9 protein-coding genes and 3 pseudogenes are annotated in these 12006 nt (G+C 63.3%); 6 read left to right on the forward strand and 6 right to left on the reverse strand.

The annotated features are described in order from the left end of the window. On the forward strand, positions 1–1856 hold a 1856-nt coding region (locus BVER_RS22405; protein WP_269750791.1), incomplete at its 5' end, for a DNA translocase FtsK. Here BVER_RS22405 and BVER_RS34385 read toward each other — a convergent pair. The 4 genes and pseudogenes from BVER_RS34385 to BVER_RS22420 all read right to left on the reverse strand — a co-directional run bounded on the left by BVER_RS34385 (position 1745) and on the right by BVER_RS22420 (position 4835). After that, positions 1745–2500, reverse strand: coding sequence for a CorA family divalent cation transporter (locus BVER_RS34385; RefSeq protein WP_232316716.1), 756 nt, complete (start codon positions 2498–2500; stop codon positions 1745–1747). The genes BVER_RS22405 and BVER_RS34385 overlap by 112 nt on opposite strands. Continuing rightward, the gene (locus tag BVER_RS34390; RefSeq protein WP_232316714.1) at positions 2497–2913 is read right to left on the reverse strand and encodes a hypothetical protein; all 417 of its coding nucleotides are present in this window, start codon (positions 2911–2913) and stop codon (positions 2497–2499) included. Before BVER_RS34390 ends, BVER_RS34385 begins: the two co-directional genes overlap by 4 nt. 84 nt (positions 2914–2997) lie before the next feature. Beyond that, positions 2998–3579 carry an antimicrobial peptide resistance and lipid A acylation PagP gene (locus BVER_RS22415; RefSeq protein ID WP_050455154.1) on the reverse strand — a complete coding sequence of 194 codons (582 nt, stop codon included), beginning with the start codon at positions 3577–3579 and terminating at the stop codon, positions 2998–3000. Positions 3580–3634: 55 nt separating this feature from the next. Next, positions 3635–4835 (reverse strand): annotated as a pseudogene (locus BVER_RS22420) (lactonase family protein). Between the two features lie 382 nt (positions 4836–5217). Between BVER_RS22420 and BVER_RS30495 the strand changes: the two are divergent. The 3 genes and pseudogenes from BVER_RS30495 (at position 5218) to BVER_RS22430 (ending at position 9212) form a co-directional block, all read left to right on the forward strand. Continuing rightward, the gene (locus BVER_RS30495; protein ID WP_083452301.1) at positions 5218–5370 is read left to right on the forward strand and encodes a DUF3096 domain-containing protein; all 153 of its coding nucleotides are present in this window, start codon (positions 5218–5220) and stop codon (positions 5368–5370) included. A 285-nt stretch (positions 5371–5655) separates the two neighbouring features. Next, positions 5656–7539 (forward strand): annotated as a pseudogene (locus BVER_RS22425) (glycoside hydrolase family 15 protein). Positions 7540–7940: 401 nt separating this feature from the next. Further along, the gene (locus BVER_RS22430) at positions 7941–9212 is read left to right on the forward strand and encodes a polyhydroxyalkanoate depolymerase (protein ID WP_050455155.1); all 1272 of its coding nucleotides are present in this window, start codon (positions 7941–7943) and stop codon (positions 9210–9212) included. 131 nt (positions 9213–9343) lie between these two features. Here the strand turns inward: BVER_RS22430 and BVER_RS22435 are convergent, their stop codons facing one another. Continuing rightward, a complete protein-coding gene (locus BVER_RS22435; RefSeq protein ID WP_050455156.1) occupies positions 9344–9976 on the reverse strand; it encodes a TetR/AcrR family transcriptional regulator in 633 nt (210 codons plus the stop codon). Positions 9977–10369: 393 nt separating this feature from the next. On the opposite strand from BVER_RS22435, the gene rsxB reads away from it, so the two are divergent. Then, complete coding sequence (gene rsxB / locus BVER_RS22440; RefSeq protein WP_050455157.1) at positions 10370–11197, forward strand: electron transport complex subunit RsxB; 828 nt, start codon at positions 10370–10372, stop codon at positions 11195–11197. 6 nt (positions 11198–11203) lie between these two features. Further along, positions 11204–11848 carry an endonuclease III gene (gene nth, locus BVER_RS22445; protein ID WP_050455158.1) on the forward strand — a complete coding sequence of 215 codons (645 nt, stop codon included), beginning with the start codon at positions 11204–11206 and terminating at the stop codon, positions 11846–11848. Positions 11849–11881: 33 nt separating this feature from the next. On the opposite strand, the pseudogene BVER_RS34400 reads toward nth, so the two are convergent. Then, positions 11882–12006, reverse strand: a pseudogene (locus BVER_RS34400) (IS630 family transposase); the annotation flags it as partial.

Below are 12006 nucleotides of genomic sequence, written 5' to 3' on the forward strand. Positions count from 1 at the left end.
CGACCACCCACATCGCGCTGGAGACGGATTCGGAACATCAGGACGCCGCCCCCGACATCACGCCGTCCCCCGCCGAGCCGGATCGCGCGCCGTGGTTCGATACACGCGACGACGAGCCCTTGCCGCTGCCGAGCTGGGAATTGCTGCCGGACCTCGACGAGCCGCCGTCGCCGTCGCCATCGCCAGCGCCTGAAGCACCCACGATGCCTGAAGCAGCCTCGTCATCGAACGTCGTGCGCTTTCCGATCGTCACGGCAACGACAGCGCCCACGATTACGCCGGCAACGACCGAGCCGGCACCGGACACAGCGCCACGCCCCCCGATTCGCGGCTTCACGCCGACCGAGTTCGAATTCCACGCGCCGCATGCGTCGTCGGTGGAATTGCCGACGATCGATCTGCTCGAACCGGCTTCCGACGAAGCGGAGCCCGTCTCCGAAGAACGTCTCGCCGAAACCGGCCAGCTGATCGAGCAACGCCTGCAGGAATTCAAGGTGCCGGTGACGGTCGTCGGTGCATCGGCGGGGCCGGTGATCACGCGCTTCGAAGTCGAGCCGGCGCTCGGCGTGCGCGGCAGCCAGATCGTCGGGCTGATGAAGGATCTGTCGCGCGGTCTCGGCCTCACATCGATCCGAGTCGTCGAAACGATTCCCGGCAAGACCTGCATGGGTTTCGAGTTGCCGAACGCCCGACGGCAGATGATCCGCCTGTCCGAGATTCTCGAGCACGACGTGTATCGCGCATCGAAGTCGAATCTCACGATCGCGATGGGCAAGGACATCATCGGCAATCCGGTCGTGACGGACCTCGCGAAAGCGCCGCACATGCTGGTCGCGGGCACGACCGGTTCGGGCAAGTCGGTCGCGATCAACGCGATGATTCTCTCGCTGCTCTACAAGGCGAAGCCCGAGGACGTGCGCCTCATCATGATCGACCCGAAGATGCTGGAACTGTCCGTCTACGAGGGCATTCCGCATCTGCTCGCGCCGGTCGTGACCGATATGAAGCTCGCGTCGAATGCGCTGAACTGGTGTGTCGGCGAGATGGAAAAGCGTTATCGGCTGATGTCGGCGGTCGGCGTGCGCAATCTGCAGGGCTTCAATCAGAAGGTCCGCAATACCGAAGCCGCGGGCAAGAAGCTGACCAACCCCTTCTCGCTCACGCCCGATGCGCCCGAGCCGCTGTCGACGCTGCCGATGATCGTCGTCGTTATCGACGAGCTCGCGGACCTGATGATGGTCGCGGGCAAGCAGATCGAACAGTTGATCGCGCGGCTGGCGCAGAAAGCGCGCGCGGCCGGCATCCACCTGATTCTCGCCACGCAGCGGCCGTCCGTCGATGTCATCACCGGGCTGATCAAGGCGAACATTCCGACGCGCGTCGCGTTTCAGGTGTCGTCAAAAATCGACTCGCGGACGATTCTCGACCAGATGGGCGCGGAATCGCTGCTCGGCGCGGGCGACATGCTGTTCCTGCCGCCCGGCACCGGCTATCCGCAGCGCGTGCACGGCGCGTTCGTCGCGGACGACGAAGTGCATCGCGTGGTCGAGTATCTGAAGCAGTTCGGCGAGCCGGAATACGAGGAAGGCATTATGTCCGGTCCCGCGAGCGAAGGCGCGTCGCAAGACCTGTTCGGCGATTCGCCCGATGCCGAAGCCGATCCGCTCTACGACGAAGCCGTCGCTTTCGTCGTGCGCACGCGGCGGGCGTCGATTTCGTCGGTGCAGCGGCAATTGCGCATCGGCTATAACCGCGCGGCGCGGCTGGTCGAGCAGATGGAAGCGGCGGGTCTGGTTTCGCCGATGGGCACGAACGGCAATCGCGAGGTGCTCGCGCCGCCCGGCCCGGGCGAGTGATTTACCAGAGCCGCAACTTTCGCAACAGGAAGATCGTGATGGCGGGCGCATCCCGCCATCACGCCGACCACGATCCAGAACGAAGTCGGATCTTTCGTCCCCGGCAAACCCGCCACGTTCATGCCGAAAATGCCCGTCACCAGCGTGGCGGGCAGCAGCAACGCGGACATGATCGCGAGCCACAACAGCTTGCGGTTGATGTCCTCCGACAGCAGCGCGGCGATCTCGTCCTGCAGCAGCTTCGCGCGTTCGTACAGCGCCTCCAGCCCCGCGCCCAGACCGTTGAGAATCTGAATCGCCTGCACGAGCGATTCCATCGAACGCGGCTCGGCCCAGTCGAGCTTGCGCGTGACGAGCTGCATCAGCGCGTTACGTTCCGGATCGATAAAGCGCTTCACCTCGACAATGCGCCGCCGCGCGCCGCCCAATTCCGCGCGCCATTTCGGATGGCCGCCTTCGAGCACGCCCTCTTCCACGTCGTCGAGACAGTCGCCGAGTTCGTCGATGCGATCCGCGAAGGTCTCGTTCAGCGCGCGAATCAGGCCCGCGAACAAATCGACGGTATCGCGAAACTGCGTGCCTTCGAGCACGGCGTGACGCAGCCGGTCGGTCGATTGCAAGGGCCGCGCGCGCACGGTGATCATCCGGTTGCGATCGACGTAGAAACGCAGCGCGCCGGTCGCGCGCACGGCTTCGCGCGCGTCGGGCGCGGCCACCGCGTCGCTCTTGGCGACGAGTTCGAGATCCGCGACCACGCCGTACATGAAGTTCGCGCCCATGTGCACGCGCGGACGCTGTCCTCGCCGTTGAGGAATTCGCGCGCGGCATCCGGCATCGACGCGACGCCTTCCAGCCAGCTTTCGACGGTATCGTCATTGGCGGACAGATGCAGCCAGGTCGGGCCATCGCCCGCGACGGCGGCGCGCGCTTCGTCCCACGACAGCCGCAGCGCCTGCCCGCCCTCGAAGCGAAACGCGAGGATGAATCCCGGCGGCGTCGCATCGGCGCGTCCGGTGGTCGTGCGCGATTCCGCGCGGCTGGTTTGAGTCGTATCCAAATCGGTTTCCCTGCTGATTCTTTTCAATTTATTCAGGATGCCTTTCATTCGAGCGCGCTCGGCAGACCGAAACCTGGCATCGTACTAGAACTCGTAGCGGTCCCAGAAAAACGCGACGTCGCCGTCGTTGAGGCCGGGAATGCGCGGGATGATCGTGCCCATCAGCGATGCGCGCCGATATCGCACCGACGCGATCGGCAAGGCCAACGGCAACGGCAGGTAATGCGCGACATCGCTGCGCGCGGTGATGCCGACGAAATAGCCGCCGCCCGCCTGCAAGCCGCCGAGCACGGACTTCGTGTACCACTGGCGCGCATAACCGCCGATCGGCTCGACATTGTGATGCGAATCCGAGAAGGCAAACGCGAACAGAATGTCTTCGTTGCCGTTCGCGTCGGTCCAGTGCTTGCCTGCGCCGCCGCCGACCGACCACGGATTCAGTTCGCTGCGATTGTCGAAGCCATCGATGTGCCAGCCGTAGCCGGTCACGTGCAGGTCCCAGGTGCCGTCGCGCGCGACGCGCAGCACGTGCTCGCACGCGGCCGACATCCAGTCGCGCCGATAGTCGCACTGGCCGTCTTTCGCCGCATCGGCTGATGCCGCGAACGAGACGAGCGGCGCGCACAACAGTGAAACGGTGACCGCTGTGACCAGTGTTGTTTTCATCGTCGATCGGACCGCGTGTCGTTCGGTGCGGCGGGTCTTGCGCGAGCGTTTTACGTCATGACGGCGAGACGAACTTGAAATCGACCGGCGAGCCGATCGACAGTTGCTTCGGGTCCGACGCGAGGTTGCCCGTCTGCGGATCGCGGCGGAAGAAATACGCGCTATCGCTGTCCTGATTGCCGACGATCAGCCAGCGCCCGCTCGGGTCTATCGCGAATTCGCGCGGCGTCTTGCCGAGCGTCGAGTAGCGCTTTTCCAGCTTCAGATGCCCGTTCGACGCATCGACGGCGAACTGCACCAGTTGATTGACGTCGCCGCGATTGGTCGCATACAGAAAGCGCCCGTCCGGCGACAGATGGATCGCGCCGCCGCCGATCTTGCCCTTGAAGCCGGGCGCAGTCATCGGCAGCGTCTGCACGGGCGTCAGCTTGCCGTCGCGATAGTCGAACACGGTGACGGACGCGTTCAGTTCGGTCGTCAGATACGCGTGCTTGCCGCTTGCGTCGAAGATCAGATGGCGCGGGCCCGAGCCGGGCTTGATCTGCGTGTAGCGCGCGTTGGTCGGGCCGAACAGACCGCGATTGCTCGAACCGGGATCGGGCGTGTAGCGATAGGCGAACACCTTGTCGACGCCGAGATCCTGCGCGAACAAGTATTTGCCGTCGGGCGAAAATACCGTCGAATGAACGTGCGAATTGTCTTGCCGCCCTTTCACCGGACCGCCGCCTTCGTGATGCACCGTCAGCACCGATGCGCCGACATGTCCATCGGCGGCGAGCGGAAACACGGCGAAGCTGCCGCCGGAATTGGCCGCGACCGAATAGTTCGCCGTCAGCAGATACTTGCCGTCGGGCGAAATCGACAGATAGCACGGATCGTTGCCATCCGACGACACGCGGTTGATGAAGCTCAGCTGCCCGCTCGCGCGATCGAAGCGAAACGCGCTGATGCCGCCGCGCTGCGACGCCGGTCCGTTGTCGCCGGGCAGTTCGTTCACCGCGTACACGTAATTGCGGTCGCTACTCACGACCAGATACGACGGATTGACCGTCTGCGCCGACGCGATCCGCGTCAGCTCACCGCTGCCGGTATCGAAACGATAGACGTAGATGCCTTCGCTTTTGCCGCCGCCGGTGTAGGTGCCAATCAGCAGGTCGTACACCAGTCCGCCCGACGACGACACCACCGGCCCGCCGTTCGCGCCGGCCGATGGTGCGCTGGCTGATGTTTGCGCGAAGGCTTGTGTGGGACAGCATCAGCGCGCAGGCTTGTGCCCATCGCGCGGGCTTGGCGGACTTGAATGCCGGAAGCTGGCGCGCGGCTTGCAAGGCATCGGCGGATGTCGCCGCCGGGCGCGCCGAACGGGGTGATGAGCACGAAAGCATGGAAACCTCCTCATTGTCTTTTTGCGACTTGTTATGCAAGGGGCGGTGTATCGAGCGCTTCGACTGGCTTCAACTGACTTCGACGGTGCCACGGAGCAAGTTTTGCTCCCGTGTGTTGCGCAGCGCGCCGATGTCGTCGCGCGATGCGGATCATGATCGAAGCAATACACCGATGCGCGCCGGCGCACCACTGATTCACCGAATCGCCTCATAGTCTCGAACCAACGACACCAACGAAAAAGGAACGACTGCGATGACCATTCACGTAAGCCTCGGCCCGCTCGTCTCGCTGATCGCGGGCATTCTCATCCTCGTGATGCCGCGATTGCTGAACATCATCGTCGCGATCTATCTGATCGCCATCGGTCTGATCGGGCTGTTCGGCATGGGCTCGATGCACTTCTGACGATCCGTAAGGATGCGCCGAGCGTGCGGCGGCACTAGGCTTGTGACGCCGAACGCCGCTAACGGTTCCGCATCGGAAGGCGTAGGCAGACGATGCCGATCGGCCCGGTTTACTGCTCGCGGCGAACGATTGCGGCAGAATGCGGCCAGATAGGAAGCATGGCGCGCCTGCTGTCCGTGGCCCGCGCCGTGCGGCATCGACCAGCTCGACGAGCCGCGATATTTTCGTGCAACCCGCGGCGCATCGGCGCTCGATCGCGCCGCAGCAGCAGGAAGACATTTGCTTATGCCAGCACCGATTGAAGATTACGCGATGGTCGGCGACGGCCACACCGCAGCCCTGATTTCCCGCGACGGCTCCGTCGATTGGCTTTGTTGGCCGCGTTTCGATTCGGCCGCCTGTTTCGCCGCCCTCCTCGGCACGCCCGAACACGGCCGATGGCTGCTCGCCCCCGAGATGGCCGACGGCGAATCGCCGGTCATCCGCAGACGGTATCGCGGCGACACGCTGATCCTCGAAACCGATTTCGAAACGCCGCAGGGCGCGGTCACCGTGGTCGATTTCATGCCGTCGCGCAACGGGCACTCGGAACTGGTGCGGATCGTGATCGGCAAGCGCGGCACGGTGCGGATGAAGATGGAACTGGTGCTGCGCTTCGATTACGGCGCGGCGACGCAGTGGGTCAGCCGCCTGCCGGACGATAGCGGCATCCGCGCGATCGCGGGACCCGATCTCGCCGTGCTGCGCACGCCGGTCGATCTGGTCGGCGAGAACATGCGCACGACCGCGGCTTCGATATCGGCGAAGGCGAGCGCGTGCCGTTTTCGCTGTGTTATTCGCCGTCGCATTTGCGGCTGCCGCCCGCGCACGATCCGCATACGCAACTCGCGCGCACCGAAAATCACTGGCGCGAATGGTCCGGTTCGAGCGAACTGAAATGGCGCTACGCGCCCGCCATCCGCCGCTCGCTGATCACGCTGAAGGCGCTGGCTTACGAGCCGACCGGCGGTATCGTCGCCGCGCCGACGACGTCGCTGCCCGAACAGCTCGGCGGCACGCGCAACTGGGACTATCGCTATTGCTGGCTGCGCGACGCCACCATCACCCTGCTCGCGATGATGCGCGGCGGCTACTACGACGAAGCGCGCGCCTGGCGGGCCTGGCTGGGCCGCGTGATGGCCGGTTCGCCCGATCAGATTCAGATCATGTACGGCATCGCAGGCGAGCGAGCGCCGGCTGCCAGAGTACGAGATTCCGTGGCTGCCGGGCTATGAAGGCGCGGCGCCGGTGCGCATCGGCAATGGCGCGGTCCAGCAGTTGCAGCTCGACGTCTACGGCAAAGTGATGAACGCGCTGCATCTGGCGCGCGTCGGCGGACTGCAAAGCGATGAGACAGCCTGGTCCATCCAGTGCGCCATGTTGCAACACCTCGACACGATCTGGCAGCAGCCCGACGAAGGCATCTGGGAAGTGCGCGGCGGCCAGCAACACTTCACGTTCTCGAAAGTCATGGCGTGGGTCGCGTACGATCGCGCGATCAAATCGGCCGAATGTTTCGAGTTGCCCGGCCCGATCGACCACTGGCGCGACATGCGCGCGCGCGTGCGCGCCGAAGTGCTGAAGAAAAGCTGGAATCCGACGCTCAACTCCTTCGTGCAGGCTTACGGCAGCGACGCGCTCGACGCCAGCCTGCTGCTGATTCCGCTGCTCGGTTTCCTGCCGCCGAACGATCCGCGCGTGCTCGGCACCGTCAAGGCGATCGAGACGACGCTCACGCACGACGGCCTCGTCAAGCGCTATCACACGACGCAGGTCGACAACGGTCTGCCGCCCGGAGAAGGCACGTTTCTGGCTTGTAGCTTCTGGCTGGTCGACAACCTCGCCCTGCAAGGCCGCCTTGAAGAAGCGCACGACATGTTCGAGCGCCTGATTGGCCTGGCGAACGATGTCGGGCTGCTGGCGGAGGAATACGACACGGTCGCCAAGCGCATGGTCGGCAATTTCCCGCAGGCGTTCACGCACGTGGCGCTGGTGCATAAGGGCCTGAACCTGATGCGCGTCGAGGAAGAAATGGCCAAGGCGACCGGCCAGCCGTCCGGCGACGGCAGCGAGGATCCGGCTCAGGCACGCTCGGATGCCGTGATGGACGCGGCATCGGGCAGGCAGTAGGTGTTTTTAAGCATTTATGCGGTTGGCAGTTTCATCGTCAGGCGCTAGGATTGGTGCGACGCACAAATTTACCGGTTCGATGTCGCGTAAAAGCCGGTAAATTAAACTGTGTCATTGTATGTTCGGCCGGTTGCGCGGAAAATCTTGCGTCGCCGGCTCAGGTTTGCAGCCCATCGGCCGTTAGAGTTGAACGACACCGAAGCAAACCGATGCAGAACGCCGTGCCAACCACGCGGCGTCGACATGAAAAAGCAGTGAAGAAGCAGCAGTGCATCAAGAGTGCCTCGTGACGCGGCTCAGCCGCCGCGCCGTGAGGATCGTGGAAAAGCCGTCGGGTCAATTGCGGGCGCGTGCCCAACTCGGCGGGAAAACCGGTTCCAACCGGAGTTACTGGGGCAACCATGCTCTATCAAATTCACGAATTTCAGCGGGCCGTGCTGTCTCCCCTCACAGCCTGGGCCCAGGCCGCTTCCAAATCGTTTGTGAACCCGGCCAGTTCGCTTTCCTATGTACCCGGCTCCAATCGTCTCGCCGCCGCGTACGAGCTGCTGTATCGGCTCGGCAAGGACTACGAGAAACCCGAATTCGAGCTGCATCAGATCGTCAAGGACGGCCACAACATTCCGATCGTCGAGCAGACGGTCGTCGAAAAGCCGTTTTGCCGTCTGCTGCGCTTCAAGCGCTTCGCCGACGACAGCGCCACCGTCACCAAGCTGAAGAACGAACCGATCGTGCTGGTTTGCGCGCCGCTCTCCGGCCATCACTCGACGCTGTTGCGCGACACCGTGAAGACGCTGCTGCAGGACCACAAGGTGTACATCACCGATTGGCTCGACGCGCGCATGGTGCCGATCGAAAACGGCCCGTTCCATCTGGACGATTACGTCGAGTACATCCAGGAATTCATCCGTCATATCGGCGCGAAGGATCTGCACGTCATTTCCGTGTGTCAGCCGACTGTGCCCGTGCTCGCGGCCATTTCGCTGATGGCGAGCCGCGGCGAGGACACGCCGCGCACCATGACCATGATGGGCGGCCCGATCGATGCGCGCCGCAGCCCGACCTCGGTCAACTCGCTCGCCAACGAGCACTCGTACGAATGGTTCGAGAACAACGTCATCTACACGGTGCCGGCGAACTATCCGGGCGTGGGCCGCAAGGTGTATCCGGGTTTCCTGCAACATGCCGGGTTCGTCGCGATGAATCCCGAGCGGCATCTGACCGCCCATTGGGACTTCTATCAAAACCTGCTGCGCGGCGACGACGAAGACGCCGAACAGCATCGCCGCTTCTATGACGAATACAACGCCGTGCTCGACATGGCCGCCGAGTACTATCTGGAAACGATCCGTATCGTGTTCCAGGAGTTCCGGCTGGCGGAAGGCACCTGGGAAGTGAACGGCGAGATGGTGCGTCCGCAGGACATCAAGCACACCGCACTCTTCACCATCGAAGGCGAGTTGGACGACATTTCCGGCAGCGGCCAGACGCGCGCCGCGCATGATCTGTGCACTGGCCTCGCGGCCAAGAACAAGCGCCATTTCACCGTCGAAAAGGCCGGCCACTACGGCATTTTCTCGGGCCGACGCTGGCGCGCGATGGTGTATCCGCAGTTGCGCGAGTTCATCCTCGAGCACGACAAGACGCCGAAGACGGAAGCCGTGGTTGCCTGAATCGGCTGAAGGAACCGGATCGCAAATTGGTTCGGTCTGCTTGTCGGATGTTACGGGACCGATTCCATCGGCACAAAACAAAACGTCGCGCCTCATTGAGACGCGACGTTTTTTCTTCATACGCGGATTCGTCAGCGCCGCGTGAGATACGACAATAGCAATTCCGTGTTCATGCGAATCATCTGCTCGCGCTGGTGCGGATCGCTAAAATCGAGACCGAGCGTGGCATTCAGCGTGAAACGGTTCGACACGATGTAATACCCGAGCGCCGCCGCCGCGATATAAAACTTCAGTGGATCGACGTCCTGACGAAACAAACCTGCTTTCTGGCCGCGTTCGAGAATCGACTTGGTCGTCTCCACAATGGGCGAAATCAGTTCGCGGATGCGATTCGATCCCTTGATGTATTTCGCCTCGTGCAGATTCTCGTTATTCATGAGCCGCAAGAATTCGGGATGATCGCGGAAATAATCCCAGACGAAATGCGCGAGCCGCGTGATGGCTTCGATCGGCGCAACGCCGTCGAGGTCGAGCGCGCGCTCGGCTTCCACCAGCGAGCCGAAGGCGTGTTCGAGCACTGCCGTGAATAACTGCTCCTTGCTACCGAAGTAGTAATAGAGCATGCGCTCATTGGTCTCCGCCCGTCGGGCAATCTGATCGACACGCGCGCCGAACAGGCCGCCTGCCGCAAATTCCTCGGCGGCCGCAAGCAGAATACGGCGCCGGGTGCCCTCAGGATCTCTTTTGATTTTCGGCTGATTCATGATGACATAAGTCTGGAGCCGCGTTGCCGGATATGCGTCACGCGGCCCGGATTGGGTACATGACGTGAACGGGCGCGCCAAGTTATTGGGGAACACCGTCCTGCGGTCAAACGGAAAAGCGCTTCGATTATGCGTACTTCGTCACGCGTTGGCAATTGGGATTCGGAGCCCCCCGTCACGGGTGTTCCCGACTTCGGCGATAATGCTGTTCGAACTTGTATAGCTGAATCAAAAACCGAGCACGCGCCGATTCGTCGGACGCGCGCCGAACGCAGCAAACCGTGCGCTCGATAGCGGCCGCGACGTCGATAATAAGAATCGACGAATGCGCGTCCGCTGTATTCGCGCCTGCCGGTCGCGCTGCCCGATGTCCCCTTGCCTCGCCACTCCCCCGTGACCGTTACCGTAAGCAAACCGCTCGCCGAGCGAATCGAAGACCTGCTGCCGCAGACCCAGTGCACGAAGTGCGGCTACCCCGCGTGCCGGCCGTATGCGCAAGCCATCGCGGCCGGCGAGGCGAATTACAACCAGTGTCCGCCGGGCGGCGCGAAAGGCATCGCCCGGCTCGCGGCGCTGCTCGGCAAGCCCGTGATTCCGCTCGACGTGACGCATGGCGAGGAACGTCCGCGCCCGGTCGCCGTGATCGACGAAAACGTCTGCATCGGCTGTACCTTGTGCATGCAGGCGTGTCCGGTCGATGCCATCGTCGGCGCGGCAAAACAGATGCATACGGTGATCCCCGAACTGTGCACCGGTTGCGATCTGTGCGTGCCGCCCTGCCCGGTCGATTGCATCGCGATGATCCCCGTCACCGGTGACGCCACCGGCTGGGACGCATGGAGCCAGCCACAAGCCGATGACGCCCGCACGCGCCACGATCGCCGCATCGCGCGGCAGGCGCGCGAGCAGGCGCTGGCCGAAGCGCGGGCCAATGCGCGTCAGGCCGCACGCGATGGTGTTGCAGCGGCGCAAGAAGCGCCCACACCCAAGGTTGACGAAACTACGACCGAAGACCCAGAAGCCAAAAAACGCGCCATCATCCAGGCCGCGCTCGAACACGCGCGCAAGAAAAAAGAAGAGATGGCGAAACTCGGCGCGGGCCCGAAAAACACCGAGCACGTCAGCGCCGCCGTGCAGGCGCAGATCGATGCCGCCGACGCGCGCCGCCGACGTCTCGGCATGAACGAACCCGACGATCCGAACGATAACGATTCCCACTGACCCGCCATGAACGCGAAGAAGCGCCACGCGATCTACGACACGCTGCGAGAACTCGATCCGCATCCGCAGACCGAACTCGAATACACGACGCCGTTCGAACTGCTGATCGCCGTGATGCTGTCCGCGCAGGCCACCGACGTGTCGGTCAACAAGGCGATGCGCAAGATGTTTCCCGTCGCCAATACGCCGCAGACCGTGCTCGCGCTCGGCGAGGAAGGCGTGTCGGAGTACATCCGCACCATCGGCTTGTATCGCACGAAGGCGAAGAACGTGATCGCGACGTGCCGCATCCTGATCGATCAGTACGGCGGCTGCGTACCGGATCGGCGCGAGGCGCTCGAAGGTCTGCCGGGCGTCGGGCGCAAGACGGCCAACGTGGTGCTGAATATTGCGTTCGGACAGCCGACCATCGCCGTCGATACGCATATCTTTCGCGTGGCGAATCGCACCGGACTCGCGCCGGGCAAGGACGTGCGCGCCGTGGAAATCGCGCTCGAAAAGTTCACGCCGAAGGAGTTTCTGCACGATGCGCACCACTGGCTGATCCTGCACGGCCGCTATGTCTGCAAGGCGCGCGTGCCGGAATGCTGGCATTGCGCGATCGAGCCGCTGTGCGAATATCGGCCGAAGACGCCGCCGCCTGCCGAGTAAGCAGCCGCGCGCCGCGCGATCTACAATGAAGGGCTAGTGTTCCGTCCCAGAAATAACTTTACATAACCGAGCCACTTTCTGAAGGATGGAATCGGCGGTTGCGGTCCAGACAAATGGACGGTTGTGCTGGTTGTAGCGTGCGACATAGCGCTCGATGC

It is taken from the genome of Candidatus Burkholderia verschuerenii, assembly GCF_001189365.1.
GTDB lineage: Bacteria > Pseudomonadota > Gammaproteobacteria > Burkholderiales > Burkholderiaceae > Caballeronia > Caballeronia verschuerenii.